This window comes from Candidatus Methanoperedens nitratireducens, from assembly GCF_900196725.1.
Lineage (GTDB): Archaea > Halobacteriota > Methanosarcinia > Methanosarcinales > Methanoperedenaceae > Methanoperedens > Methanoperedens nitroreducens_A.
In genome coordinates, this window is the sequence record NZ_FZMP01000115.1 from 1 (window position 1) to 24,742 (window position 24,742).

At 42.7% G+C, this 24,742-nt stretch carries 31 protein-coding genes, 1 tRNA gene and 2 pseudogenes; 6 read left to right on the forward strand and 28 right to left on the reverse strand.

The genetic code is table 11. The features are described from left to right. The 10 genes and pseudogenes from MNV_RS08535 to MNV_RS08575 form a co-directional block, all read right to left on the reverse strand. Positions 1-191 (reverse strand): annotated as a pseudogene (locus MNV_RS08535) (CRISPR-associated protein Cas4); the annotation flags it as partial. 12 nt (positions 192-203) lie between these two features. After that, entirely contained in the window at positions 204-497 is a 294-nt protein-coding gene (gene cas2, locus MNV_RS08540) for a CRISPR-associated endonuclease Cas2 (RefSeq protein WP_096205227.1), read from the reverse strand. A 151-nt stretch (positions 498-648) separates the two neighbouring features. Continuing rightward, positions 649-1,476 carry a CRISPR-associated endonuclease Cas1 gene (gene cas1 / locus MNV_RS08545; protein ID WP_257000000.1) on the reverse strand — a complete coding sequence of 276 codons (828 nt, stop codon included), beginning with the start codon at positions 1,474-1,476 and terminating at the stop codon, positions 649-651. 100 nt (positions 1,477-1,576) lie between these two features. Next, positions 1,577-1,987, reverse strand: coding sequence for a CRISPR-associated endonuclease Cas6 (locus MNV_RS08550; RefSeq protein WP_394336535.1), 411 nt, complete (start codon positions 1,985-1,987; stop codon positions 1,577-1,579). An 18-nt stretch (positions 1,988-2,005) separates the two neighbouring features. Then, positions 2,006-2,256: pseudogene (locus tag MNV_RS20675) on the reverse strand (CRISPR-associated endonuclease Cas6); the annotation flags it as partial. A 26-nt stretch (positions 2,257-2,282) separates the two neighbouring features. Next, positions 2,283-4,769, reverse strand: coding sequence for a CRISPR-associated helicase Cas3' (cas3, locus tag MNV_RS08555; RefSeq protein WP_096205228.1), 2,487 nt, complete (start codon positions 4,767-4,769; stop codon positions 2,283-2,285). 3 nt (positions 4,770-4,772) lie between these two features. After that, entirely contained in the window at positions 4,773-5,510 is a 738-nt protein-coding gene (gene cas5, locus MNV_RS08560) for a CRISPR-associated protein Cas5 (protein WP_179293883.1), read from the reverse strand. Positions 5,511-5,530: 20 nt separating this feature from the next. Beyond that, positions 5,531-6,673, reverse strand: coding sequence for a type I-B CRISPR-associated protein Cas7/Cst2/DevR (gene cas7i / locus MNV_RS08565; protein ID WP_096205230.1), 1,143 nt, complete (start codon positions 6,671-6,673; stop codon positions 5,531-5,533). Positions 6,674-6,675: 2 nt separating this feature from the next. Then, positions 6,676-8,472 carry a hypothetical protein gene (locus MNV_RS08570; RefSeq protein ID WP_096205231.1) on the reverse strand — a complete coding sequence of 599 codons (1,797 nt, stop codon included), beginning with the start codon at positions 8,470-8,472 and terminating at the stop codon, positions 6,676-6,678. Next, complete coding sequence (locus MNV_RS08575) at positions 8,465-9,160, reverse strand: CRISPR-associated endonuclease Cas6 (RefSeq protein WP_096205232.1); 696 nt, start codon at positions 9,158-9,160, stop codon at positions 8,465-8,467. Before MNV_RS08575 ends, MNV_RS08570 begins: the two co-directional genes overlap by 8 nt. A gap of 169 nt (positions 9,161-9,329) precedes the next feature. On the opposite strand from MNV_RS08575, the gene MNV_RS08580 reads away from it, so the two are divergent. Next, positions 9,330-9,554 carry an HFX_2341 family transcriptional regulator domain-containing protein gene (locus MNV_RS08580; RefSeq protein WP_257000003.1) on the forward strand — a complete coding sequence of 75 codons (225 nt, stop codon included), beginning with the start codon at positions 9,330-9,332 and terminating at the stop codon, positions 9,552-9,554. A 43-nt stretch (positions 9,555-9,597) separates the two neighbouring features. Beyond that, positions 9,598-10,038: a hypothetical protein gene (locus MNV_RS08585; RefSeq protein ID WP_096205234.1), complete on the forward strand. Its 441-nt coding sequence runs from the start codon at positions 9,598-9,600 to the stop codon at positions 10,036-10,038. A 266-nt stretch (positions 10,039-10,304) separates the two neighbouring features. On the opposite strand, the gene MNV_RS08595 is transcribed toward MNV_RS08585, so the two are convergent. After that, positions 10,305-10,739 (reverse strand): hypothetical protein, encoded by a 435-nt coding sequence (locus MNV_RS08595; RefSeq protein ID WP_096205237.1) that lies wholly within the window; start codon positions 10,737-10,739, stop codon positions 10,305-10,307. 572 nt (positions 10,740-11,311) lie between these two features. Further along, the gene (locus MNV_RS08600; protein WP_096205239.1) at positions 11,312-12,721 is read right to left on the reverse strand and encodes a tyrosine-type recombinase/integrase; all 1,410 of its coding nucleotides are present in this window, start codon (positions 12,719-12,721) and stop codon (positions 11,312-11,314) included. Between the two features lie 202 nt (positions 12,722-12,923). On the opposite strand from MNV_RS08600, the gene MNV_RS08605 reads away from it, so the two are divergent. Continuing rightward, positions 12,924-13,205 carry a chorismate mutase gene (locus MNV_RS08605; protein ID WP_096205241.1) on the forward strand — a complete coding sequence of 94 codons (282 nt, stop codon included), beginning with the start codon at positions 12,924-12,926 and terminating at the stop codon, positions 13,203-13,205. 272 nt (positions 13,206-13,477) lie between these two features. Continuing rightward, complete coding sequence (locus tag MNV_RS19015; RefSeq protein ID WP_143311704.1) at positions 13,478-13,678, forward strand: hypothetical protein; 201 nt, start codon at positions 13,478-13,480, stop codon at positions 13,676-13,678. An 83-nt stretch (positions 13,679-13,761) separates the two neighbouring features. On the opposite strand, the gene MNV_RS08610 is transcribed toward MNV_RS19015, so the two are convergent. The 15 genes from MNV_RS08610 to MNV_RS08675 all read right to left on the reverse strand — a co-directional run bounded on the left by MNV_RS08610 (position 13,762) and on the right by MNV_RS08675 (position 23,004). After that, positions 13,762-13,965 (reverse strand): CxxC-x17-CxxC domain-containing protein, encoded by a 204-nt coding sequence (locus tag MNV_RS08610; RefSeq protein ID WP_394336534.1) that lies wholly within the window; start codon positions 13,963-13,965, stop codon positions 13,762-13,764. Positions 13,966-13,990: 25 nt separating this feature from the next. Continuing rightward, positions 13,991-14,203 (reverse strand): TRAM domain-containing protein, encoded by a 213-nt coding sequence (locus MNV_RS08615; RefSeq protein ID WP_096205243.1) that lies wholly within the window; start codon positions 14,201-14,203, stop codon positions 13,991-13,993. Between the two features lie 259 nt (positions 14,204-14,462). Beyond that, positions 14,463-15,050, reverse strand: a complete 588-nt coding sequence (locus tag MNV_RS08620; RefSeq protein ID WP_096205245.1) for a Maf family protein — start codon at positions 15,048-15,050, stop codon at positions 14,463-14,465. After that, a complete protein-coding gene (locus tag MNV_RS08625; protein WP_096205270.1) occupies positions 15,043-16,218 on the reverse strand; it encodes a BaiN/RdsA family NAD(P)/FAD-dependent oxidoreductase in 1,176 nt (391 codons plus the stop codon). Before MNV_RS08625 ends, MNV_RS08620 begins: the two co-directional genes overlap by 8 nt. Before the next feature lie 116 nt (positions 16,219-16,334). Next, on the reverse strand, positions 16,335-16,580 hold the full coding sequence (locus MNV_RS08630; RefSeq protein WP_096205247.1) for a hypothetical protein: 246 nt from the start codon (positions 16,578-16,580) through the stop codon (positions 16,335-16,337). A 2-nt stretch (positions 16,581-16,582) separates the two neighbouring features. Beyond that, complete coding sequence (locus MNV_RS08635) at positions 16,583-16,927, reverse strand: DsrE family protein (protein WP_096205249.1); 345 nt, start codon at positions 16,925-16,927, stop codon at positions 16,583-16,585. A gap of 3 nt (positions 16,928-16,930) precedes the next feature. Beyond that, positions 16,931-17,122 (reverse strand): hypothetical protein, encoded by a 192-nt coding sequence (locus tag MNV_RS08640; RefSeq protein WP_096205250.1) that lies wholly within the window; start codon positions 17,120-17,122, stop codon positions 16,931-16,933. Then, on the reverse strand, positions 17,122-17,232 hold the full coding sequence (locus MNV_RS19020) for a DsrE family protein (RefSeq protein WP_143311705.1): 111 nt from the start codon (positions 17,230-17,232) through the stop codon (positions 17,122-17,124). Before MNV_RS19020 ends, MNV_RS08640 begins: the two co-directional genes overlap by 1 nt. After that, positions 17,229-17,453, reverse strand: coding sequence for a sulfurtransferase TusA family protein (locus tag MNV_RS08645; protein ID WP_218837951.1), 225 nt, complete (start codon positions 17,451-17,453; stop codon positions 17,229-17,231). Before MNV_RS08645 ends, MNV_RS19020 begins: the two co-directional genes overlap by 4 nt. Before the next feature lie 5 nt (positions 17,454-17,458). Next, entirely contained in the window at positions 17,459-18,268 is an 810-nt protein-coding gene (locus MNV_RS08650) for a HesA/MoeB/ThiF family protein (protein WP_096205252.1), read from the reverse strand. A gap of 71 nt (positions 18,269-18,339) precedes the next feature. After that, positions 18,340-19,470, reverse strand: a complete 1,131-nt coding sequence (locus MNV_RS08655) for a site-2 protease family protein (protein ID WP_096205254.1) — start codon at positions 19,468-19,470, stop codon at positions 18,340-18,342. 79 nt (positions 19,471-19,549) lie between these two features. Continuing rightward, positions 19,550-19,960, reverse strand: a complete 411-nt coding sequence (locus tag MNV_RS08660; protein WP_096205256.1) for a Zn-ribbon domain-containing OB-fold protein — start codon at positions 19,958-19,960, stop codon at positions 19,550-19,552. 1 nt (position 19,961) lies between these two features. Beyond that, a complete protein-coding gene (locus tag MNV_RS08665; RefSeq protein ID WP_096205258.1) occupies positions 19,962-21,131 on the reverse strand; it encodes a thiolase domain-containing protein in 1,170 nt (389 codons plus the stop codon). 9 nt (positions 21,132-21,140) lie between these two features. Next, a complete protein-coding gene (locus MNV_RS08670) occupies positions 21,141-22,181 on the reverse strand; it encodes a hydroxymethylglutaryl-CoA synthase (RefSeq protein ID WP_096205260.1) in 1,041 nt (346 codons plus the stop codon). A gap of 37 nt (positions 22,182-22,218) precedes the next feature. After that, positions 22,219-23,004: a helix-turn-helix domain-containing protein gene (locus tag MNV_RS08675; RefSeq protein ID WP_096205262.1), complete on the reverse strand. Its 786-nt coding sequence runs from the start codon at positions 23,002-23,004 to the stop codon at positions 22,219-22,221. Between the two features lie 170 nt (positions 23,005-23,174). On the opposite strand from MNV_RS08675, the gene MNV_RS08680 reads away from it, so the two are divergent. Together MNV_RS08680 and MNV_RS08685 are read left to right on the forward strand one after the other, a co-directional pair. After that, positions 23,175-23,249: transfer RNA gene (locus MNV_RS08680), tRNA-Pro, on the forward strand. A gap of 56 nt (positions 23,250-23,305) precedes the next feature. Then, positions 23,306-23,815, forward strand: a complete 510-nt coding sequence (locus tag MNV_RS08685) for a hypothetical protein (protein WP_096205264.1) — start codon at positions 23,306-23,308, stop codon at positions 23,813-23,815. 52 nt (positions 23,816-23,867) lie between these two features. Here MNV_RS08685 and MNV_RS08690 read toward each other — a convergent pair. Next, positions 23,868-24,742 (reverse strand): DUF6159 family protein (locus tag MNV_RS08690; protein ID WP_218837952.1); only part of this gene is annotated, 875 nt, incomplete at its 5' end.

Sequence of the window (24,742 nt, forward strand, 5' to 3'; positions counted from 1 at the left end):
CCGAGCTTCTTCCGCAGGTATTCGGGATTCGTTATCCGTTTTTCCTCATGCACCTCCCTTCCCTTCAGTACCTTGAACCTTGATTCTTCATGCTGCCGGATATCCAGACAGCGCATAAAATAAATAAAGCGAGGGCAGAAAAGATACTCAAGCACATCGGAAATCGTGATAATCGTATCCCCGGCAGTCATAATCCGATTCCCTCAAAAGAACTTCGTCAATACTTCATCGCTTACAAGCTCCTTATCGAAAGCCTGACCGAGAAGCTTTACCTTCTTAAAAGACTCATCATCCATGGGAAATACATACACCGAATCCACATCAGGATCGATTACCTCTTCGCATTCTAAAGCCATGGAATCCCTCTCGTTCGCATTAAGAGTACCAAGAAAAACACTCTTTTGCACCCGGTACAGCCCTTTATCAAGACAAATGCGGGCAACATTCTTGCGTCTGGTATTATCTGCAATATCATACACTACCCATACCATTGTCATATCATCTCCTCCTATTTTATCAAACTATTCGCTATACTGTGACAATCCATCTGTATCGTGTTACGAATTTTAACATTACGTCCGTTGTATTCAATTTCTTTATCAAAAGTATCATTAATAGCCGAGATCAACACAGATTTGCCCTCTTTGTTCAGGTATAAACCGCCTGGGATTTTATCGAATAAGCCCTCATGCACCTGTTTTTCGAAAAAAGGTTCATAACAGTCCTGTCGATATGTACCCTGAAAATCTCTATAAGATCGAAAACAAAAGATCTCTTATTGTAATTATCAGTATGCAGGAAGCCCATGTAAGGGTCAAGTCCCGCAATGATGCAGGCTTTCTCGACCTGTGAATATAGAACCCCATAGCCGTAGTTGAGCAGGCAATTGAAGGCATCGTGCGCCGGGTCCCGGCTCCTGCCGTTGAACTTCCAGGCATCAGGCATAATGCTGCTGAGAGCATTGAAATACGTGAGGGATGCCATGCCCTCAGTCCCCATGATCGAGCCGCGCTTTTCATCAAGCGAGCCTTTCATGCTCATGAGATCGTCCTTCAATTGCGCCATTTTCGTAATGCTCGGCTCAAGCACATCCTTATCGTCAGGGCGGTTCTTTTTCAGGTCTTTGAGGAAATTAAGCTGGTTCTCAAGTTTCTGCACGATCCAGCCGCGCGCCAGATTGAATCCCACAGCCGAGGCTTCAGCCTCAAGCTGCCTGCGCCTGATAAGAGTGGTGCTTCCAAGCTTGGAGTGCCATACCCGCCCAAAAGGGTTTCCGTTATAATCAAGGAAAACTATATCGATATTGTTCTCAACAGCGAACTCGATAGCATCTGTTGTAATGGTTGCAGATGTGGAAATAAGGATGCTATCCACTTTATCAGCCGATATTTCAAGGCTCTTATCATCGTTCTTTACAAGGAAACAGTTCTTTTCCTTTTTGAGATACGCGCCGCGCGTATTTATTACGAGTTGCATGTCATTTGTATACTACTATTTTTACATATATAATATTATTTTTAACTTTTAAGCATTTCTGTGAACACTTTGCGTTCTTTGCGCGCTTTGCGGTGCATGACTATTTAGCTGGATTTCGAACCTCCGACCTGATAACAGCCCCAAAGCCCCGTGAGACCGATTTCCCTACGCCGAGATAATCAGGTATGAGGAAGTTGGCGCAAAACCCTCCTGTGAAGCTCATCACGTTCACGTCTTTTAACCTACTCTTTCTAATCTTCACATCAACATCGCACTTTATCGTCCCAGGCACCTGGTAATCCAGCGATTTGGACATGGAGAGCAGATTCGCTATCAGTGTTTTTCTCAGAAATTCCTTTCTTTCCTCCATTCCGCTCATCCCATAGTACCGCATATAATTCTCCTGGTTCAGCGCAAGCCACGGGGTTGCGAACTCATAAGAATATATCTTATCCGTTATCCCGAACTCCTGGTTCCTGACAGCAATGCCCTTCTCCACTATCTCATACACTTCCTCGCCAAGTTTTATTTGATCGTATTTATCATAAATCTGTTTTAAAACTTCGGCGCCGTCATTGATGCCAATGACCATCGCGCGCCGTCTATCATTTTGTACTGCACCAGGGGGTAGCGGTAGATGAACTTATCCGCATTGTGCTGGTGGAGGAGGGAGTATTCATTGAATTTGGTGGCGAAGAAGCCGCGAAGTTCTGCTGAGGTGCCCTGGATGGGGCGGGCGGAGGCGAGTGTGAGGGTGAAGGTTTTGAAATGCATGGTCATAGCATTTATTCCACTTCCAGCCCTAACTACGCAAAAAGCACGTCATATTTTAATTCCAATCTATTCTTGATATTATTTTCAAAAGTTCCCCCGATCTTATCATCATAGTCCATGTTCATAACTTTCCATTTATCGTCTATTCCCTTGCTTTTTGCGAGTAAATATGCCCATAATGGCATCTTTATAAGATGCTCCATAATCACAAATTGATTCATGTCTTTGATTTTATCCCAGAAATGTTCAGGAACCACTTCAACCATCTTATATGTTACAAATCTAGTATGTAGATCAGTTTCTGGAAGGTCTTGTACTGCTCCAATATCATATATCAGTTCATCCAAAACTCTGCGAGTATTGAGAAATCTTACATCATTCTCAAATTTTTTGTCTTCATAGACCTGTTCAACCATTTTAATAAGTTCTTCTTCAGTGAGTTCAGCATTGGATTTAGCCTTAGCATTTAAGATTTTAAGCCCCTTTTCTGTGATCTCAGGCGGGTAAAATCTCTTAGAGGCTTCATCTTGTTGAAATACATACACTCTCCCCTTATCAGTGCCTCTTTCTCGATTGACTCTCCCAGCCCTCTGGATAATCGCTTCTAATGGTGCGCCTTCAGTGAAAAGGATATCATAATCAATATCCATACCGCATTCGATAACTTGGGTTGCTACTAATATTTGAGGCCATGATTGCTCATGTCTAGATTTGGTCTTATCTTTTTTCAATCTATTTTCTTTTTCCCTTCTATCCTTAGCTATAAAACGGGAATGAAGGCACATGATATTTTCATTACTTTCTAATTGCCGATAAATCTCTTGAGATGTTCTAACGGTATTACAAACGATGGCAACACGTTTACCATTCTCAATAAATTTCTCAATATCGTTTAATGTTTCTTTTGGAATTTTATTATTATCAAAAAGTAATTTTAATTCACCTTTTTTATCAACAACTGGTATGTACTCATTTCTTGCATTCTGTAATAGAGATATATCCTTTATTACATGATCCTCCCCATCCATGCCGAGTAATTTTGAGAGAAAATCGATCAAATTCTTCGGCATCGTAGCACTCATAAAAAGCATTTTTGAATAATCCCTGAGTTCACGAGCAACCCGCTCCAAAAGTGCCAGCATATGCCCATCATAAGCATGAACTTCATCAAAAATAATGGCACCTCCCATTACTTCTCCCATTATTACAGACCATCGTTTGTTTCCATTGAATGCAGTCATTAGAAGCTGGTCAACAGTCGTTACCATTATTGGTCTGAACATCATCTTATTGAGTCTATGCATCTCTTTTTCATTTTTGTTCGGCACAAATTCGTTAGGATCGTACTGTTCTGGTTCATCTGTGTCTACACGGTTCAAAATCTGATACAAAAGTGCACTGCTATGAAGTAATCCGACATTTTTTTCGCCAAAATATTTTACCAACCGTTCATAAATGCTGTTTGTTAAGACCTGATTAGGAAGTACATACAATATTTTTCCATTCGATTTTTTATTAGTCAAAGCCCATGCAATAGCTCCCTCAGTTTTTCCTGAACCTGTTGGAGCAACTGCGATTCCATGTCCTGAGAGCTTGGTAAGTTCTGTCTGGAAATCTCTAATTTCAAAGGTTTTAGATGAATCCTGTTCGACATCTTCCTTTACTCTTCTCCAAAAATCATCTGCTGATGTGTTAACAGTTGAATGTATTTGAATTTTTGATAAACCCTCCCAATCTGAACCTTCCCAATCTGCTGAAATCAATAAACTTTTTAGCAATGCATATGTTTCTCTTATTCGACCGATAACATTTGTTTCACCAGAGTTATCAATTGCCTCCTGAACTTCTAAAGGAATTGTATCTATTTTCTCTTTTACTGATTCTATTATAGTCTGCCCATCTTTATTGACTTCTTTCCATGCGATGTTTGGTAATGAGATTCCTTCTTTTTCAAAAACGATTCTAGCGACTTCCGTAACGTGATTCCATTGTTCCTCGCTATACCCAATCCTGTCTAGTTCATTAGAATCTCCAAAAAATTCGTTCCATTCTCGCCTGAAGCTATCAGGATTAATTGGCTTATGGTGTCCAATTGCTGCAAAAAATTCAAATGGAAACCCATTAGCTTCAAGCTTTCCAGAGGATTCATTGTATTTAGAGCCTAAATAAAGCAAAGCCAATCCACTAATAATTTCATGTCGGTATGGTTTTATTTTATTGGATAGAGATAGAGATATTAGAGGAATATTACAGGTATTACAAAAAATATGAGGGTTGGAATCTTCCTCTTTTTGAACCAACTTGCTCATCGCGTATTGGAAACTTAAGGATGGTTTTCCAGCATCATGAAAAGCTACAGTCAATAAAGAGGCTATTTTAAATCTGTCCTGAGAAACTGCGTATCGATTGCATAAATCTTTTATTACGTTTTCTTTCTGGTAATATAATTTCTTCCATGAGTTATAAACCGCTTCTATATGGCATTTGTAGCATTGTTTTGGCTTTCCGAAATAAGTCATAGATCAAATCTCCAATATTGGGATATTTAAAGTTTCTAATTCACCGGCTAATGAATTTATCTCAATTTTAAAACCTTTTACTTGCTCTTTTAATGTTATGGGATGGTTCCCTATAAATGTAAAATCTCTAAACTCATCTGCCGTTCTTTCATAGGCAAAACCATTCTCGAAAAGAAAATGCACAGGTAGCCGATAAAGCAATGTGCAGGGACCTGTATTTATTGGTTTGTCGATATCAAAAAGACTTTCATCAGCTTGTGCGGATGGTACACCGATAACAACCGTGTTAGACAAAATCTGCAAATTTTCAGGTTCGCACTCAGATATATCATGAACTATTACATTTGCTATATCATCAGGTCTTCCAAGTGATAAAGGATAAACCGGATAGCTAAATGCTCTTTCACAAAAGCGTATGGGTGATTCATCCCCACAGAAAAGGATATGGTAAATGGGCTTGAAAAGGATTTGCCGTTCTACTACATCATTCTCAGGATTCTTGGTCGTCAATACCCTCCATGTATCATTACATCCACCTGCATAACTGCCTGCTATGCCAACTTTTAATTTGAGAGATTTGAATATCTCTTGTGCAGTTGCCATATCTTTGCCAATCGCAGCCCCGAACATACCAACCACGGAAGTATAGGGCGGCAGGGGCAATGAGCGGTGGTATTTATACATATGCGGGACTCTAAAGCTCGCTGTTAGTCCTCTTATTTCAATATGTAGTCTATACACAGTTAATTTCCTTGTTATGTTTATGTTTGACTAGTTGAAGATGTTTTTTGATCTTGGATATTGAAATGTTGTTTTAACCAACCATCAATGGTTTCAAAGGCTATTTTCATTGTCTGAACATTGATTTTATTAGCCAAATCCTTAGTTTCTGCTGTTGCCTTATCAATGGGCTTAAGCGAATCGGTAGGTAATTGAATCAAATCTTCCCTATAACCAACCACAAGACAGACATTGTCGCCATTACTTTCGATTCCATCAGCAAAAGTTTCCTTTACTGTCTGAATCGTTGCGAGATTTATTACATTTTTGTCCTTTTGTTTTTCATCAAGCAAAGGAGTCTCTAAAAATGGTGTTCTTGCACCTTTAACATAAGCAGCCACCATTAATTTTGGTGTAAGGTCAATAAGCCAATTGCTACTGCGACCTGACGGGGCAAGGAAACGGATGGAATCAAGAAGGGCTTTGGCTCTATTGTATGCAATAGTGTTGTCCCTTCGAGAAAATATCTTTTTCATCAAAAAATACTTTGATCCATTAACTTGGACGAAATCGTACTCTTCTTCGCTCTTCAATAATTCATCCAAATTTTCCTTTTCATCAACCGATTTTATATCAGCGATAAACCCATCGCCGGTTCCGATACGATCAAGCTCTATATAAAGACTAATTCTATACCATCCTCTATGCACTTCCGTCTCATAGGGCATTGGATTGCTACCTGTTTGCAGCCCCATCATATTAGCTCCAAAATCCACGTTATCTTGAAATTCACGCAAGGATAACAAGGGGGTCATTGAGACTACAGCTTTACGAATGCCATTAAGTTTATCCACTTCTGAATTTCCGGTTTTCTTACTTCCTGCTTCCATGTATCCAAACAAGTCATCATCAACATACTTGATCGGATCCCCTGCGGTTCTTGCTGGAGAGGAACTTATTATTGGCGAAACAGAATATCCTAATCCTTTCAAAGTATCTCGCAAAGCCCGTTTCATTGCTTGAGAAGAAGCGTATGGATAGTCAAAAAAACCCTCTCGAATCTTCTTTATCACATTCAAATTTTCAATTTCACTTCTTCCACCGCTGGGGGATGCAATACTAAGTCGGACAAGGTAAGTTATTGCCAACCCTTTTGAAGGTCGTAAAGTTGCTGTGTTATTCATTTTTAATCCTCCTTTTCAACAGTCTGTGGCGATTCGGTTACAAAAGTAGTTTGACCTTTTTTTATCAAACCATTTAACATTCCTGCAAGAAAATAAACCCGATATACCTCAAATTTGTTAATGTCCTCGCTACCATCTCCCTTATGAAAAATCATTTCTTTTGGGATTTCTTTTTCTGCTTTTTTATAAGCATGTCTAACCTGTTCTAAAAACTTTACCGGCGATGGTGAGCGTTCGATGCTATAGTAGTATCGCTTAATGAGATTCTTTTTTTCTTCATCATCCCAACCAGGCATTTTCCAGAAGTCCTGACTTAAAAACCAACCCGAATTTTTTGCTTGCTCAACTATACTTGACATAACTTCATCCTCCTTTTTAAATAACCAGTGATCATATTTTTGAAATAAACTTGTAATCTGATAAGCATCGTAAGGATGTGCCGTATCTTCTTTTAAATCCGATGAAAGGATTGGTAGTAGAAATCTATAAATGTGCCTCCCTTCCGTTATTGCTTGAGAGGCCCTGATAACTGATCCCCGCTGAAGGTGATTTCCATTTCCCGATGCTCGTTTTACCAATAAGCGCAATCCATCCAAAAGTTTTCCATTTCCTTCATCATCCAAATGTTTTTTAAGATATGTAAATAGCTTAATAAAGTAAGCAGACCTATCAACAGCGGTCTCTCTTATAATAAAACTTTTTTGTCCGCTGTCTCGCTTTAAGAATAGAGCTGTTTGAAATAAGGAACCTCTCTTATCTATTAAACCAATATTCTGAGAAGTTTGAAGTAACTTTGCTGTAGTCTTAGGTAAAAGACGATCGAATAGGTCATAGTAAAAAGATAAGGTAAATGCAGGTATTCCTCTTGGCATAGCACTAAAAGAACTCTCATAATTTTTATCTGAAAGATCAGCACCAAGAGCGCGGGCTAATCCACGTTTGCCAGATATAGAGCGATATAACTGATACGTAGCAGAGAGATTTCCAGGAACATACGGAAGGGCATAGTAGGTATCGTTACCTAAACGCCTGAAGAAGAGAAGTAAAGGGCTAAATAAGGCAACAAAACCGCATTCCCAACATTTGTTTGAAACTTGATGATATGAATGAAATGTTCTATTTGCCTCGCGACCTTCAACAAACGGCATAAAATTCTTAGATTCTCCTGAAAACCATTCTTTGGCTTGATTTTTATTGTGATTAACAATAAAGTTCCCACACCCCACACAAGTTTTATTTGTTAACTTTTGATTATTATTATCTCTATCAAAATATGTTGTTTCTTGATCAAAGAAAAAAGGAAAACAACTATTTTTTCTTTTCTGATATTTGGATTTTTTACCTCTGATCCCACCTTTAGCATTTTTCAATTGTTCAAATATATCCTTTGGAAGATTAGTACTCTCATCTTTCTCTGTATATCGAGGAGATTCTAAAACAAGCTGAGCGGTTGTTAGTGGCTTAACCATCGGAAAGTGCACTATGCCCTCTTTTTCATTATAGTAGACACCTTCCATATTATTAATCTGTTTTTCAGTTGAAACATCGTATAATGTCATTCTAATTTGATCCAAGGCATAGGATAAGGCAATGTCTATCTGACGTTTCTCTCCTTTAAGGATAAGTTGGTCAGGAGCAAGAATTACGTCGATATCCGAATTGCTTTTAATTGTTTTTGACCATTCCCCGATTGTTTCAGAATTCGGGAGAGGTTTATTTAATGTGTCATAGAATCCCACAATTCCAGCATCAATCCAGTAATTGCATGTTCTTTTGAATACAAGCTCAGTTTCAGCCATAATGCACCAACGTTCCATAACCTCTGGATACAAATTTACCAATGCCAATATAATCAGGAATTTCGGTATTACATTCAAACATTACATCAAATGGAGGAAATTTCAGTTCATCTTTTATCTTTATAGGAATTCCTGTTTTCATCTGGATAAGGTTAGTTTGAATCCGATGTGTTACAGTAATACCGCACCATTTGGCAGCAGCAAGAATATGATTTGCAATTCCCTTTTCAATAGCCTTTCTTTTTTCTCCCTCTGAAAATGATAAATAAGCCTTCTGCTTATCCTGATTTAAAGCTATGTACGGAGAAATGTTTCTATAACATATAAAGCTAGATTGCTGGAAATTCGCTTGGTTTGATATTTTTGAAGCCAGTTCGAGTTCTATAGCAAATCCACTATTTCCCACAGGCATAGTAATAGCATCTGGCCACTGAAAAGAGTGAGCAAATTCAAGCCCGTCATTCAGAGCCAAAATATAGACCTCATTATTTATGACTTTAAACTGAAAAGGTGCTCCTTTGCTTCTGTAGATCGATTTCCCATCTGGGTAATGATTGTGAAAAAGTGGATGTGGGTATTTATCAGCAAAATATTGTCTTACAGAGCTTGAAAAAATTTTAAAACCGTTCGGTAATTGAGTTGGTTTATAATGTATAAGAGATATGTTGTTATTCATATTTTCACTCATAGCTGATTAGACACCGCCCGCCTCTCGCCCGCCTTCCATTTCCAGAGCCTCAACAACATCATTACCATCCACCTTCTCTTCTCAACCACTCCTTTATTTATATATTTTACCAGAGCGGCGTGAAAGTATTCCATCCGCACCTCAGGAGCCGCTGGGAGATTGCTGCCCTCTGTGGAATTTCCACAAACTCATGTCTCTCCTTTGCGAACTTGTGCGAAAAGGAAGGTCGGAAGGCTACTTTGCTTATATCAACCTCTCCTCAGGAAGTGAACTATCGGCAATTGCAGGCATGCTGGCTTCCCTCTTGTACAGTGCAGTCCCGTATTATGTACAGGCAGAGAAATACAACATAGAGCATCCTGATATCGAAGGTGTACTTGCGGCGAACTGCTGATAAGCGGTTAATTAATTTACTTTAAAGTCCAATAAAGTTAGTAATGGCGATAACAAATCAGCTGCTACTGAAACAACTAAAAACCCAAATAGGTCGGGTGGAGATAGCAACGCTCCTTGTGGAACTTGCAGAACGTGCCGAGCATAACGTCATGCTACAACAGATACTTAGATCGATAGAGTTGCCTCCGCCGTTTGGTACGTTTGAATATATAAAACACAGTAACAGGAAGGGATACTGGAGAAAAAAGCCGTGGCATAGAGAGTATCCGACCGAAGCACAACTTGAGGCGCGGCTGCAATTTTCAACAATTAACTATAATTTATTCGGTATAAAAGGGACTTTAAGCAGGGTAGATGGTACGTGCATAGGGTTGGTGAACAAGCTAGCAGGGGACTTCATGCGTGGCAGGAAGCTTATTAGCAAGGAAGAACTAGAAGAAAGGAAGAAACAAAAAACAATCGAGAGAATCGCAAGGGTTTAGCTGAAATATCGGACGTTACGATTCACTGGTGTTTGGATTTATCGCTGAATGTTGCATTTATCAGGAAAGTCTTCGAATATGATACTCCCGAATCTGATATGGTGATAGAATTGCTTTCGAACCAAACTGCAGACATCGAGCAGTTGTATTTTTTAATCTCTCGAAGCTTGATACTCCAGATAGCTTTTTTGAGGCGCAAAAGCAAAAGGAAGGATTGCAGTTTAAAGATGGAGAATGAGTATTTGATTAAACAAGCACCTGACGCCTTAAGTTTTAAATAATTGTTTTAGTCTATCTCGTTTAGTGCATTTATCACACAAAGAACCTCTAAAAGCTGCTAATATGATAGGGTATATTTCAGTTCTCCAGATAGCATTCTTTTCACTCACAATCATGGGTCCTTTGCACCGAGGACATGGGATAATGAACTGGCTAATGGAAGCCATCTGTTTTTGTATTTCTTTTTGCATTTCCTCTTTACAAGCCGCACATTCCGCCTCCTTCGCAACTTCGAGTTGTTTTTTAATTTCAAGGGCAGGAATAAGTTCTTTTTTGATGATTTCTTGAGCCGCCACCCCATAGCTGCGTTCGCCCTTTACGGCATCAAGCATCTCCTTTAGCTCAGTGGTTAAAGTCATTGCAATTGGTGGATGATTTTTTTTGTATTTGTAATAAGAGGGGGGCCTTTTCCTTCCGTCCATAATACCAATAAGCGATCGCCTTTATGGCTTTTATAGCTATCTCTTAGAGTCACTCTATACGTTATACCTTAGGATACCACTTGCGTATATACCTTGGGTTAGGTAAAATTCAATTTTTCTAACTGAATTTGAGCCTATGTATCGCCTCCAGACACGTAATGTTCAGATTAGGTTCTTGGTGGAAATTCGAGATCGGATAATACAATGTTTACTTCAATATGTGCCTGAACCGATTTTTTGAGTTTCCTGAGAAAATGCTCTGTACGGAATTTCATGAGATTTTATTATCTTGGTAGCGAGCTTTGCTGCCCGAATAAACATGTTTGCCCTTAAAATCTATGGCATGCGACAGAGTTACTTTTCCAGTATTTATATTTATACTAACACTTAAAATGGGATGCAATAGTATTGTTATCTTCTGCACCGATAGTATTGTAGAACCATAGTTTTGTAACGCCTTAGAGCACTCCTTATATACCCTCACTGCTTTTGACCAAACTCAGATTGCTATATATCTGTTTGTTATTTTCACCAGGGATTATTATTTCGTTGCAATAGTATATTACCCCGTATCAACCTTCTTTTTCTTCTTTCTTCGGCTTCTTGATTAATTTTCTGGCTTTCTCAGTAGCAGTTAGACCTCCCCTCGCGTGCAGATCATCAACTAACCTTTTCTGCTTTTCCATGAATTCAGACGCCCGCTTTTGATCTTTCGGTGATAGCGGTGTGGCTGGTGCTGCATCAAGCAACGGATTACTAGGCTTATAATCGTCCTCAGTCGGCTTGCGGACTGATTTAATAATTTTGCCGTTCACTTTTTTAAAGGTAATTACATTCCCGGTTTCTGGCTCCCACGCCTCAGCATCATCAATAGTCTGGAAACCCCATGACTGCTCAGACCTGTTAGCAAGCGTGTTAAACATGTTCATGTTTTCAATACTCCTCTCAAGAGACTCGATTTTGCGCTTGAAATCCTCCTGCGCAGACAGAACTTGCTGATGCTCTTCAAGCAATCTCTTAACCACTGGAGTTAATTCTTGATGCTTGCTGCAATTATCACAATATTGAGCCTCAATAGGCATTTCTTTATGGCAGTTCGGGCACTCTTTTGTTAATGGACTGTCAGATAGATGTTTTTGTGCAACAGCCTTGCCATGCCGTGCTAATTGTGCCTCTTCCACGTCTTTATTTCCAACGTGAATATAAACCGCAGGCATCTCAGAGCTTCCCGCCCAGCCTGCAAGCTTTCTTAAAATAGATTCCTGCATACCATCGCTTGCAAGATTAGTTAATGTTGTATGCCTGAATAGATGAGGGTGTACCCTTCTTTTAATTCCTGCATCTTTCGCAATGGTTCTTATTACCTTCCTTGCTCCCCATCTTGTCATGCGTTCATAGTGGTTACGTGTTCCAAGATTCACGAATAAGGGAGCTTCGGAATCATTTCTTAATGGGTGAATATTCACCCATTGTTTAATGTGCGGCACTGAGCTTATTAAAGCAATATCCCTTGCTCCGGTCTTACCGTCTCTTATTCGCATCTTAAAACCGTAGTCTGTTTTTGATAGATCGTTTATATTCAAGTTCAAGGCTTCGGAAATCCTGCAAGCAGACTCCGAGAGAATGGATATTAAAGCGGATTCTCTGGGGCTCTGGCTTGATTCCAGCATTTTCTTTATTTCATCTGAGGTTAATAGATCATCTTCTCTTATCTTTGTCTTGATCTTCTTAATCCGGATCCATGCAACTTTTTCTGGCTCTTTTCGCCATCTGAAATAATTCTTAAGATATACCTTATACAAACTTGCAGTTTTTTCAGTTACTTTAAGATTTCCTAACACATCTTTAAGATCTCTATCAGAGCATCTATCAAGGGGTTTTATCTTATTCAAAGATTCAAGAACAAACCTGATGGTTCTAATACTATTTTCTTTGACACCGTTTGCCCGTTTTTCTCCTAAATAATCCTCAAAGCTATCCATAATAAATTCAGTAATGTCATCAAATGTTTATAAATGTTTCTGGTATATAGGTAACTGCAAAAGTGCATAATACGGGGTATAGTGACTGAAAACTACAGGTATCATCATGCTCCCTTAAATAAATGGATAACCCGAACTCCTCACAAAATTCAAAAATTCGGCACCCAAAAAGCATATGAACTAAACAAAGAGAGTAGACAATATGGTGGAATGCAAAAATATAGATGAAGTTAGGGCAAACATAGACATAATAGATCGAGAAATAGTAAAGTTGCTATCTGAAAGAAGCAAATATGTTAGACATGCCGCAAAATTTAAGAAAAATACTGATGACGTAAAATCTCCAAAGCGTGTAGAAGAAGTTATAGCAAAAGTGAGAAATCTTGCTTTGGAATATGGATCAAATCCTGAAATAGTTGAGCAGATATATCGCACAATGATTGTGTGCTTTATTGATTATGAAATGAAAGAGCATCACAAATGAATCTTCTTGGAAATTGAATGTCATGCCCACGCTAAAAATTTAAATCATTTTATAATCAGTGCACTTATTATAATTTCTAACATAGTCCTGCGCCGCTAAAAAGCAAAAAATTCAATCTTCCAAAAATGCAAAACTATCGAGCAGGGGAGCTGATGCCTCGCAAATTTCATTACGGGGTGCGTTACTGAAAAGAAAGATAATGCCAGCATGTAACAGTAATTAAAAATAGCTCCAGTTAGATATGAACTCTCACAAAGTGAAACAGTAAAAACATGAAGAGAAACTACATACGGATAATCGGGTTGATATTATGTCTTCCATTCATATATGTGCTGTTCACATGTACGATTACTCAACCCGCATCGTTAATTATACCATGCGCCGCAGGTGCCGGTACAGGTTTAGCGATACAGGTGGATGCATTCGTTATCGGTCTTTTCCTCCTGTTTATAGGTAGTAGAAAAGAAAAATAAGAAAAAGAAATCTCAGACTACGCACTACAAAATAATAAAAAAGATTGTGGGCAGCGATATTGATGTATCAGCGCCCTTTTTATTTAATATCTCTTCGGTCTATGGTTCTGGTAGCATTCTCTGCAGTATACCGGTCTGTCGCCGGATGGTTTGAAGGGTACTTCAGTTTCCTGATGACAGTCTGCACAGGTTGCTTTGTGCATCTCTCTTGGACCCATGTGCATGTTTCTTGGACCTGTAGGTCTGAAACCGCCACTGCGGAAGCCGCCTTTTCTTTCGTAATTCATGTATATCTCCGCTGGTTTAATTTTCTCAATTCTTTTCCGCAAGGGCTGCAATCGCAAATCTCCGCAGGACCCTCTCGATCTTTATCGTTACATTGTCTCCAACCTTCGTGCCTGGCACAAAGATCACAAAACCCTGTACATGTGCTATTCCATCTCCCTCTCTGGCAATACCATCAATTGCAACATTGTGGATATCGCCGACCGAGACAGGAGAATCTCTATCTTGTTCTGTAAACAATCTTTTACCTCTGTTCATTTAATCAATCTATCTGAAAAAGCAAACACAGACAGGGATAACCCCGAACTCTATAACTTACTCAATAAGATAACTGATATAGTATCTATACAGGCTGTTCGTATATATACTCTTTGTAGCATCGGCTGCCAGCGCCGCATTAGTGATTTATCCGGCACTGATATTCCCTGTTCAGGTCTACGCCCCTTTGCGAAAGCAAGTAAATAGATATAAATGCAACATGCGTATCACATTTTTCCTGCTATTCCAGTACCCGAACCCCGAACTCTGCCAGGCATTCCACCAGAGGGCAAAGCGGAAGCCCTATCACATTGAAATAATCTCCTTCTATCCTTTTCACAAGAATAGACCCCAGCCCCTGGATCGCATATGCCCCTGCCTTATCCAGAGGTTCTTTTGTTTTGACGTATGCATCGATCTCTTTTTCTGTCAATTTTTTGAATGTGACTTTCGTTTCCACAGACCTTGATATTTTTTTGCCGGTATCAGTATCCAGGATAGTGAAGCCTGTAATTACCGAATGGGTCGCGCCATCAAGCAACACGAGCATTCTCCTGGCCTCCTCCTTAGTATGCGGTTTACCCAGGAGCTGTCCTCTTATGATAACGAAAGTATCAGCAGCGATGATTATCGCATTATTATACTTTCCTGCAACCGACTTTGCTTTTTTCAGCGATAAGGCTCTTGCAAGTTCATGAGGGCTTAATTTAAGGTTCATCTCTTCTTTGTAATCAGCCGGGTCAACCTTGAATTGCAGACCGATCAACTCAAGCAGTTCTTTCCTTCTTGCGGATGCCGATGCCAGTATTATTTCTTTTGTCTCACGCATACTGCCCCGCCACAAAACCGGAAGCCCATGCCCAGTGTAAATTGTATCCCCCCAGCTGCCCTGTCACATCGATGACCTCACCTGTAAAGTAGAGACCTTTGACCTTTCGTGATTCCATTGTTTTTGATGAGAGTTCATTCGTATCGATTCCGCCAAGGGTGACTTCAGCGGTTTCAAAACCTTCAGTAGAAATCGGTTTGATCTCCCAATTATGGAGCTGATGAGAGATTTTCCTGAGCTCCTTTTCATTGTACTGGTTGACCGGTTTTGATTGGATATTCGAAACGCACCAGGTCTTTGCAAAGCGCGACGGCAGATATTGCGAAAGCAGGTTATGCATATCGATCTTACTTTTGCTTTGCTGTTTTGCAATGAAAATACCATATATATCCGTTTCAGGCAAAAGATCAATAACAATGGTATCACCCTCCTTCCAGTATGAGGAAACCTGGAGTATCGCGGGACCGCTGAGTCCCCTGTGAGTGAAAAGCATGCTTCCGCGAAACTTAATATTATTGCATTTGACAGCGGCATCGATTGAAACACCGCTTAATTCGCCAAATATTGCCAGGTCTTCAGGTGAAAAGATGAAAGGAACAAGCGCGGGTTTCAGCTCCGTAACTTTTAGGCCGAACTTCTTTGCTATCATGTACCCTATGCCTGAAGCTCCTGTCCGGGGATAGGACAATCCACCGGTAGCGATAACAAGCGATTCCGATCCAAAAATCCCCTGGTCGGTCGACACCATAAAAGAATCATCTTTTTTCACACCCAGAATCCGGCAGTTTAAAATTATGTTTACCCCTGCATTGTTACTCTCGCTTTCCAGCACTCTAATTATTTCCTCCGAACTTTTGGTGCAGAATAACTGACCCTGTTCTCTTTCTTCATATTTTACGTCGTGTTTTTCAAGCAGGGCAATAATATCACGAGGTGTAAAACGGGAAAGCGCAGATTTACAGAAGTGGGGATTATCTGACAGATAATTCGTATGGCTTGTATTGGTATTCGTAAAATTGCAACTTCCGCCACCGGAAATACGAATTTTTCTCCCGATATTTGCAGCGTGGTCAAGAACCAGGGCAGAGCGACCCCTTTTTCCGGATTCGATTGCGCACATCATGCCTGATGCACCGGCCCCGATGATGAGAATATCTTTTTCAATCATATTTTTCATAGATGTTCGTGACAAGGAATGTTAGCTCTCATGCACAAATAGGATTTTCTCCATACAATGAAACTATGTATAATTTTAATATGCAAAATTACCGATACCTATAATCCCTACCACGATACGACCTTATCGTACTCAAACATCATTTCCACTATCCTGTCGTACCCCACGCGCTCATGACGTGTAACCCCCCTGGCTTCCGCATCATCGGCGCAGGCATAAGTTTTCAATGAAGGAGCCGCGTACACCGCATCATGCATCAGAAGTATCGCAACCTCATGCTCCTTGTTCTGCGCCTTTGCAATCTCTAAGGGGGTTGTGTCGTTCGGGTTCCGGATGATATGCAGTATTTTCATAGTTAAAATGGTATCACGATATCCGATTCTGTTATTGTTTTCACGAGCTCTTCGCGCTCTGCCGCCGCTACATTTGCAAGAATGCTCTTTACTCCTCTTTTTTCGATAGAGGTTTTATCCGCCAGCATGGGACATTTCAGCATCGACAGTACCTCGAATTCCTTTTTTGGCGGCGCGGAGTTTACCAGTTCAGGCTTTGCGGGAGCGGCAGTATAAACACCGTCATCCATGAAAATGACCGTGACCTTATCCTCGCGCAGCGTCAGTCCAACGCTCATCCGCAGCGCCTCGGCGTTCCTTCTTGTATTCAACGGGAGGTTCCTTACGATCACAGTTATTTTCTTCATGGCTCACCCGAATGATATGAACCTGTCAACATCATTTGCGATGCATGCATGGTCGTACTGGCTTCCGAAAAGTATGCCATCGACCCTGTTCACTTTGCGCTGCTCGACATTGAGCGCGCAGACCGCGATGCTCACACCTTTATCCACCAGCTCTACGAACTCCTTTTTATGAACATTGTAAACGCCGTCGTACATTAAAAAATGGAGACCTCATGACCCTGCTCGCGCGCAGCCCTGCTTATAGAGATAACAGTATGCGTATTCTCATTCTCAGGGCTTGTGGTCAGGAGTATCCCGAGCTTCATGCCTTGCGTATCCTCACTTTCCAGAGGTGATCGCCCTGCTGCTCGATCCCGAGTATCTTATGCCCCTCGTTCTTCAGGCTGCGGGGCACGTTCTCTACAGCGGGGGCATGATCAAAAGTCACAGCCAGTTCCTCGCCGCTTTCAAGTTCTTCAAGCTTAAGCTTAGTCTTTACAAAGGTGTACGGGCACACCTCGCCTTTCAGATCCAGTTCAATTGCCATTTTTATCACCATATCCTGCATGATTCGCCGTATATCTCTTCCTGTATCGATGTTATCTTCGGTTCTTCACCGCATGCCGGACAGCTCTTGTTCCAGCGCATCTTGATCTCATCAAAGGTCATATTGAGCGCATCATAGTAGATAAGCCGTCCTACTAACAGCTCTCCGATGCCGAGCAGGTATTTCACCACTTCTGTCGCCTGGATGACGCCCACAATGCCGGGCAGTACACCGAGCACGCCTGCTTCCTGGCAGCTCGGTACCATCCCTGGTGGGGGCGCATGCTCAAAGAGGCACCTGTAGCAAGGGCCCTTGTGAGGTATTATCGTTGTCACCTGCCCCTCGAACCGGTATATGCTGCCGTGGGACAGCGGGGTATCGGTGAGCACGCACGCATCGTTCACAAGATACCGCGTTGCAAAGTTATCAGAGCCATCCACAACTATGTCATATTCCTTGAAGATATCAACAACATTGCCTGCGTTCAGCCGCTCTTTGTATGTTCTTACTTCGATATCGGGATTAAGGTTGTTTACGAACCGTTTTGCAGATTCGACCTTGGGTATCCCGACATTCCCCCCGTGTATCACCTGCCTCTGGAGGTTGCTCAGGTCAACAACATCATCATCAATGATGCCGAGCGTTCCCACGCCTGCCGCAGCAAGATATTCGATTATGGGCGCCCCAAGCCCGCCTGCGCCTATGCACAGGACTTTCGAGGAGAGGAGCTTTTTCTGACCTTTTCCGCCCACTTCGGGGAGAATGATATGACGTGAATATCTTTTTATTTGTTCTTCTCTGAATCCGCCTAACATTATATCACCATATTATTACTGCCAGTATTATTTATACCCTTAAAGTATTACTACCATAAATAATTTGTGGTTCACTGTATTTGAAAAGGCACAAGAGTAACACAGAGAAGACCAAGGAAGAATGTGATTATACCCAGGACCATCCTTCCTCTCCCAAGCGGGATATCGTCATTAAGCGGTCTTGGATGACCTGAAGCGGCGAACACTGTGAGCAAGAGCCCCCAGAATACCCACATGGAGCCGTCAAGGTTTCGGATCAGGATCATGTAGCCTCCTGTGAACAACAGTGCAACAGGCATAAGGGTCGATACACGCGAAGCCTTCTCACCTATCATTGCACGAAGCACATGCCCCCCATCCAGTTGACCGGCAGGAATCAGGTTCAGGGCGGTTACAAGCATACCTACCCAGCCGGCGAATGCAACGGGATGCATAAAAGATGTGTTAGCGGCAGGGATTATGCGCGTTATCAGTTCGAACAGCGGGGGAATTCCCAGCTGGATCTGTAATCCATCCGGCGTATTAGCGACCGGAGGTTGAAGAAGACCTATCACGGTAACAATAACCGATACAATAAGCCCGATGAGAGGACCTGCTATCCCCACATCGAACAGGGCTTTGCGGTTGGGTATCGGTCCGCGGTGCCTGATCACAGCTCCCATCGTTCCGACAATGCTCGGAAAAGGGATGAAGTAGGGCAGCGATGTATTCATGCCGTGCTTCTTCGCAACTATATAATGCCCTGCTTCATGAGCTCCCAGGACTGTCATTATCGCCAGAGTGAAAGGAATGCCTTTTAAAACATCCGACAGGTTGCTTATCGGGTCCGCACCGAACAGGAAAGAACCCATCACCATCGTTGTAATAAACGTAGCAAGAGCAAGCACTACATTTATCCACCTCCGCTCCTTGACGGGCTTGAACGGCGTGCCGATCAGGATTTGTTCTCCAAGTTCATTCTTAAAAGCGAACTGGTATCCTTTTTCAGCAAAAGCAGCCCATAACTTTTGATATACAACATTGGGTTCTATGGGGGCATCGCCGCTGTTGTTATTTTCTTTAACTCCCAGTAAAGCCTCTTTGGGGATTACATAGAAATAGACGTTGTCACCCTGCTGCTGCATTTCATAGACCGTGAAAAACTGGCTGATTCTTTCTGCCAGTTCATCCGTATTCCGGGGCTTGTGAGTGAGATTATTCATTTCGTAGTAATATTCTAAGTGCTATCTAATGAATGTAACTATTCACATTAAATTATAAATATAAAATAAGTTAAGAATATCAGTCCTTTCCTCGCGGGGTCGCTAAAGGAACAAATTTAGTACCGTAATATATCATTCCCTTCTCGCTTTCCTCTCCGAGCTTCCTGAACACGGATTTCACTTTCATGCCAATATGGATGTCGGCATGATCGCATATCACCTGTGAAGTAAGGCTTGGACCTTCTTCCAGCCGGATTATAGCCAGTATATAGGGCGTATGCTTTGCATAGTCCTTTGTAGCACTGTGCACGATAGTATAGGTCAGCACCTCTCCCAATCCTTTGAACTTGTACGGGACTATCAGGCTGCTCCTCCGGCATTTCGGGCAGATTGTCCTTGGAGGGTAATGATACTCGCCGCATTTCTTACATTGCGTACCGATAAGGTTGTACAGGTTCTTGAGCCTTCTCCAGAATCTTGGAACTGACATTTTATCTCTCCCTTCCGAATATATGTATTACAGCAGTACCGCCTGAGCCGCCCACGTTATGCGTGAGACCGATCTCGGCGCCATCTACCTGCCTTTTTCCCGCTTCGCCGCGAAGCTGCATTGTTATTTCAACAGCCTGCTTTACCCCTGTCGCCCCTACCGGATGACCGCACGCCTTCAATCCGCCGGACGTGTTTATTGGTATCTTGCCTCCGATGGCTGTCATGCCTTCCTGCGAGACTTTACCGCCCTCGCCCTTTTTTACAAATCCCAGGTCTTCAATGGCGCATATCTCAGCTATGGTAAAGCAATCATGCACTTCGGCAAAATCGATATCCCTGGGTGTGACCTTCGCCATATCATATGCTTTCTTTGCCGCGACAACGGTCGCATCGAGCGTGGTGATATCTCTTCTGTCATGAAGAGAGAGTGTCCCGCTTGCCTGCGCAGATGCCTTTACATATACCGGCGTATCTGTGTACTTGCGGGCTACTTCGGCAGGTGCCAGGACGACAGCAGAAGCACCGTCAGAAATAGGCGAACAGTCAAAGACGTGCAGAGGGTCTGCGATCATGACGGAATTTAGCACGGAGTCTATCGAAATTTCATGCTGGAACTGTGCTTTCGGGTTCATCATCCCGTTATGGTGGTTCTTGACCGCCACCGAAGCCAGTTGCTCCGATGTCGTTCCGTATCTGTGCATATGAAGCCGCGCTATCATTGCATAAAGCCCCGGGAAAGTGGCACCCATTACTCCTTCCCATTCCCTGTCAGCCGCTGCAGCAAGCGCGTCCGTCGTCGTCTCAACATCCACATCTGTCATTTTCTCAGCCCCGCCTGCTATTACTATATCATGATAACCCGACGCCACCGCAATAATCCCCTGGCGGAGAGCCAGCCCGCCGGAAGCACACGCCGCCTCAACGCGCGTGGATGGTATGTTGAAGCTTGCCAGCCCGGCATAATCCGCAATCAGGGAGCCTATATGTTCCTGTTCGATGAACCTGCCTCCGCTCATGTTCCCGACGTAAAGGGCATCGATTTTCCCGCCCTGGATACCTGCATCCTCTATTGCGCTTATTCCCGCCTCAACGAAAAGTTCCCTGAATGACTTATCCCATAATTCGCCGAATTCCGTGCATCCGACTCCTATAATTGCGACATCCCTCATGAAATCACCTCATAATTTGATCTTACCTTTGTGCTTTGCATACTTCGCATAATCTATGTATATCGGGTTAGCCAGCAGTTGTTCAACACTTGGCGCACCGTTGCGGATCTCTTCAATTCTATCGGTCACGCTGATGCTGAATGCATCGCTTCCCGCGCCCGAGCCAAAAGCTGTCATAAGTATCCTGTCCCCCGGTTTTGCTATATCCAGGGTCGCTGCCAGTCCCATCATACAGGAGCCGGAATATGTATTCCCGAGTCTTGGAACTACAAGGCCCGGTTTGATCTGCTCGCTTGAAAAACCAAGTATCTTTGCCACACGCGTGGGGAATTTCCCGTTCGGCTGGTGGAATATGGCATAATTGTAATCGGAAGGCTTTGTGCCCATCTTTTTCATAAGGGTGGAAGCTGCCGAGGTCACATGCTTGAAATAAGCAGGCTCACCTGTAAACCTGCCGCCGTGTTCAGGATAGGGCATTCCCTCCCGTCTCCAGAAGTCGGGAGTATCCGTAGTGTATGAATATGTTGATTCGATCCTTGCTATAAGTTTGTCCTTCCCTATTATGTATGCAACCCCGCCGGCTGCTGCAGTATATTCAAGGGCATCGCCCGGCGCGCCCTGTGAGACATCGGAACCTATTGCCAACCCCAGGTCTATCATACCTGAATCAGCCATGCCGATGCATGCCTGCACTGCAGCTGTGCCAGCTTTGCATGCGAACTGGAAATCAGCAGCAGTGAGGTTTGGGGTGGCACCAACAGCCTCAGCCACGACGGTGCTTGTGGGCTTAACGGCATACGGGTGGCTCTCCGAACCAGTAAATATAGCCTCGATCCTTTCAGGATCAACATCGGCGCGATTTATAGCGTGGCGCGCGGCTTCTACAGCTATCGTTATGGCATCCTCGTCAATGTCGGGCACGGATTTTTCAAAAACCATCAGTCCCTCAGCAATACTGTTCGCATTATCACCCCACACTTTAGATATCTCCTCTATCTTGATTCTAAAACGCGGGATATAAGCGCCATACGAAACAATTCCAACGTTCATTTTTTAGTCTCCTTATTTTTAAAATAAATCAGTGTTATCAGTGTTTTATATCATGGGATTGAAGTGCACGCACTACATCGTTGATCGGCATAACAGAAGTGATGAGCGGCACATGCTCGATTTCAGCGATCTTGACTGCTATCGGGTCTATACGCGACACCGGAAGCCCGTGGATCACGATAAGAGCAGGTTTCAGATTAGTTACCCTCAGTGCCACCATTGGTGACCTGCCCGTTGAGACGTTTGTGAAAATCATGGCTCTCTCGGAACTCCAGCCGTACAATTTTTGGAACTCTGTGTAAGAAAGCTGAAGAATCGCTTTCAGGCTATCGATCACGGTGTATCCGTACAGCGGTTTTATATGTTCGCTGCCCGGGCTGTATGCCACTTCTCCCTTGATCAGTTTTGTCAGTTCTTCCACCGAAATGGGTGAAAGATACTCATGAATATCATATATAGCGTCCGCGCTGAAATCACCCCGCAGTATGCCCTCGTAAGAACGGATTTTCGCTCCCCCGCGCGTGACATCCATATCCAGGATCGCATCCACGATTTTACTTACGATGAAGATTCCCGGGGATTTCCTCCTGCCGCTTTCGTAATCGCTTATTACGGATGGGGAGACTTTCAGATATGCTGCAAGGTCGGATTGTGATATCTCAAAAATAGTGCGCCATTTTTTTAAGGTCTCACCCGGGTTGTCCGAGAGCGTGATCTCCCCTGCCATCTTTTCGGCAAGTTTATGTTTGAGGTCTTTATAAGCACCATTGGTAGAAGAAGGTTGCGTAGCAGGAATAGAAGCAACTACTGCATTATCGGTCATGTTATCGAGTGAGTAACGATGTTGGAGCATATAAAACTAACGAAGGTTGCTTCGTCAAACAACGAAGTATTGCCAATCAGAAAGAGTAAAATACTGACAGGATGTTTAGGCTATGCACCCTTTGGTGAATGCTGAAAATATAGGTATTCCTGTTGTGTTCATCAAAACAAGGGGCCGTAGGGTAGCTTGGTCCATCCTTCATGCTTGGGGTGCATGAGACCTGAGTTCAAATCTCAGCGGCCCCATATAACAAAAATTAAACCTGCATCAGGCATATAGCTTGGTGGACGGTTCTTGATTTATGAAGCTTGAAGATATCATCAAACAGATCGAAAACGTCAGCAAGGCTGAAATAAAACGTACTGCTCCTGCGGACTGCAGTGAGATTAAAGAGATTATTCTGAGTTCAAACCCGCAAGAGCCATATGAGAAAATGGTGCTGGGCTATCTGACGTCCCTCTGTGCAGAGTATATGCATCCGGAGACATTTCGCCTTGAAATGAACCAACTTGATTATGTCGGGTTTGAACTTGAAAGAGGCAGTATCGAAGTTGAGACCGCAGGCGACATGCTCGGAGCCTGCATGAGAGGCGGGAAGATAATCGCTAAACGGGCAGGGGAAGAGACAGGAAGCGGCATGGCAGGCGGAGAGATAATTGCTGATGAGCTCAAAAGCATCGGGAATACCATTGGCGGTAAAATCATTGCCAAAAAAGTGGGTAAAGTATCAAAAACTCAGGGTGCAGATATTTTCATAGATGGGGCGAGGTTTAAGCGCGGGTTTATCGAGAGTTTGTTCGGGAAGAGATAGGATAAACAGGTACATCCCGAAAAATGCAGGAAGCGAGGATAAAAAATAAATTTTACACGCCCAGCGCGCTCGCTATCGGCGCAGGCGGCTTTATCATACCAGTCACGCCAGGACTTGCAGTTTCGACATTCCGTGCCCACAGGAAGAGGCACGTATGGTAGGCCGTGGTGATATACATGGAAAGCGCGATTACAAGTATGATCAATATCGCAACGACCAGTATCGCGACCAGTGCGCCTGCCGCCGCGCCGCCCGTGACGCTGAATAACATCACCCCGATAAAGATAGCGATTATTATACCGATGAAAGAGAGGATACCTGTAACAAGCCCTACGGCTATCTCACCCACCCCGATCGGAAGAAGGTTCCTTTTAATTATGCAGGTAGCCCTTTCCACAGCACCTTTAAGCCCCCTGTCCTCGATAACAATAGCAGGGATGATGAAGTAAGTAGCGATGGTCCAGGCTGATTCTATGAACCCAACTATCATGACTGAAAGCCCGCTTGCAATGTTTCTGTCTCTTTCTTCCCTGTTCCTGAGAATACTTGTGATGACCTTTACAATCGCTGAAATGATGCTCAAGTAAAATATAGTTGCGGCGTTCTTCTTAACAGCAGCCCAGACTTCTGACATTGTGGCATCGCCGTCTTTAAAGTAATCATATACAAGGAACGCCGTCATGCCTGTAAAAAAGTATGAAATGTAATAATCTGCTAGAAGCACAAGAAAAGCAAGGATGTAGAACAGTTCTGCCGGTATCATGGACCTGAGAAAGAAAAGAACGATACCTGAGACAATTGTAAAAAACACTCCGACAAATATTGAATAAATGGGGGGTTTGATGAGGTCGGCATCTTTAGTGATGAGGCTGAAACTCTCTTTTATGAAGGAAAATCCTTTAAACACCGATTTTCGCAGACCGTTTA

What these genes read in the sequence shown, in the direction of transcription:
- cas2 (WP_096205227.1), bottom strand. Translation starts at nt 497, where the DNA reads ATGACAATGGTATGGGTAGTGTATGATATTGCAGATAATACCAGACGC.
- cas1 (WP_257000000.1), bottom strand. Translation starts at nt 1,476, where the DNA reads ATGCAACTCGTAATAAATACGCGCGGCGCGTATCTCAAAAAGGAAAAG.
- cas3 (WP_096205228.1), bottom strand. Translation starts at nt 4,769, where the DNA reads ATGACTTATTTCGGAAAGCCAAAACAATGCTACAAATGCCATATAGAA.
- cas7i (WP_096205230.1), bottom strand. Translation starts at nt 6,673, where the DNA reads ATGAATAACACAGCAACTTTACGACCTTCAAAAGGGTTGGCAATAACT.
- MNV_RS08570 (WP_096205231.1), bottom strand. Translation starts at nt 8,472, where the DNA reads ATGGCTGAAACTGAGCTTGTATTCAAAAGAACATGCAATTACTGGATT.
- MNV_RS08575 (WP_096205232.1), bottom strand. Translation starts at nt 9,160, where the DNA reads ATGAGTGAAAATATGAATAACAACATATCTCTTATACATTATAAACCA.
- MNV_RS08585 (WP_096205234.1), top strand. Translation starts at nt 9,598, where the DNA reads ATGGCGATAACAAATCAGCTGCTACTGAAACAACTAAAAACCCAAATA.
- MNV_RS08595 (WP_096205237.1), bottom strand. Translation starts at nt 10,739, where the DNA reads ATGGACGGAAGGAAAAGGCCCCCCTCTTATTACAAATACAAAAAAAAT.
- MNV_RS08600 (WP_096205239.1), bottom strand. Translation starts at nt 12,721, where the DNA reads ATGGATAGCTTTGAGGATTATTTAGGAGAAAAACGGGCAAACGGTGTC.
- MNV_RS08605 (WP_096205241.1), top strand. Translation starts at nt 12,924, where the DNA reads ATGGTGGAATGCAAAAATATAGATGAAGTTAGGGCAAACATAGACATA.
- MNV_RS19015 (WP_143311704.1), top strand. Translation starts at nt 13,478, where the DNA reads ATGAAGAGAAACTACATACGGATAATCGGGTTGATATTATGTCTTCCA.
- MNV_RS08610 (WP_394336534.1), bottom strand. Translation starts at nt 13,965, where the DNA reads ATGAATTACGAAAGAAAAGGCGGCTTCCGCAGTGGCGGTTTCAGACCT.
- MNV_RS08620 (WP_096205245.1), bottom strand. Translation starts at nt 15,050, where the DNA reads ATGCGTGAGACAAAAGAAATAATACTGGCATCGGCATCCGCAAGAAGG.
- MNV_RS08625 (WP_096205270.1), bottom strand. Translation starts at nt 16,218, where the DNA reads ATGATTGAAAAAGATATTCTCATCATCGGGGCCGGTGCATCAGGCATG.
- MNV_RS08630 (WP_096205247.1), bottom strand. Translation starts at nt 16,580, where the DNA reads ATGAAAATACTGCATATCATCCGGAACCCGAACGACACAACCCCCTTA.
- MNV_RS08635 (WP_096205249.1), bottom strand. Translation starts at nt 16,927, where the DNA reads ATGAAGAAAATAACTGTGATCGTAAGGAACCTCCCGTTGAATACAAGA.
- MNV_RS08640 (WP_096205250.1), bottom strand. Translation starts at nt 17,122, where the DNA reads ATGTACGACGGCGTTTACAATGTTCATAAAAAGGAGTTCGTAGAGCTG.
- MNV_RS19020 (WP_143311705.1), bottom strand. Translation starts at nt 17,232, where the DNA reads ATGAAGCTCGGGATACTCCTGACCACAAGCCCTGAGAATGAGAATACG.
- MNV_RS08645 (WP_218837951.1), bottom strand. Translation starts at nt 17,453, where the DNA reads ATGGCAATTGAACTGGATCTGAAAGGCGAGGTGTGCCCGTACACCTTT.
- MNV_RS08650 (WP_096205252.1), bottom strand. Translation starts at nt 18,268, where the DNA reads ATGTTAGGCGGATTCAGAGAAGAACAAATAAAAAGATATTCACGTCAT.
- MNV_RS08655 (WP_096205254.1), bottom strand. Translation starts at nt 19,470, where the DNA reads ATGAATAATCTCACTCACAAGCCCCGGAATACGGATGAACTGGCAGAA.
- MNV_RS08660 (WP_096205256.1), bottom strand. Translation starts at nt 19,960, where the DNA reads ATGTCAGTTCCAAGATTCTGGAGAAGGCTCAAGAACCTGTACAACCTT.
- MNV_RS08665 (WP_096205258.1), bottom strand. Translation starts at nt 21,131, where the DNA reads ATGAGGGATGTCGCAATTATAGGAGTCGGATGCACGGAATTCGGCGAA.
- MNV_RS08670 (WP_096205260.1), bottom strand. Translation starts at nt 22,181, where the DNA reads ATGAACGTTGGAATTGTTTCGTATGGCGCTTATATCCCGCGTTTTAGA.
- MNV_RS08675 (WP_096205262.1), bottom strand. Translation starts at nt 23,004, where the DNA reads ATGACCGATAATGCAGTAGTTGCTTCTATTCCTGCTACGCAACCTTCT.
- MNV_RS08685 (WP_096205264.1), top strand. Translation starts at nt 23,306, where the DNA reads ATGAAGCTTGAAGATATCATCAAACAGATCGAAAACGTCAGCAAGGCT.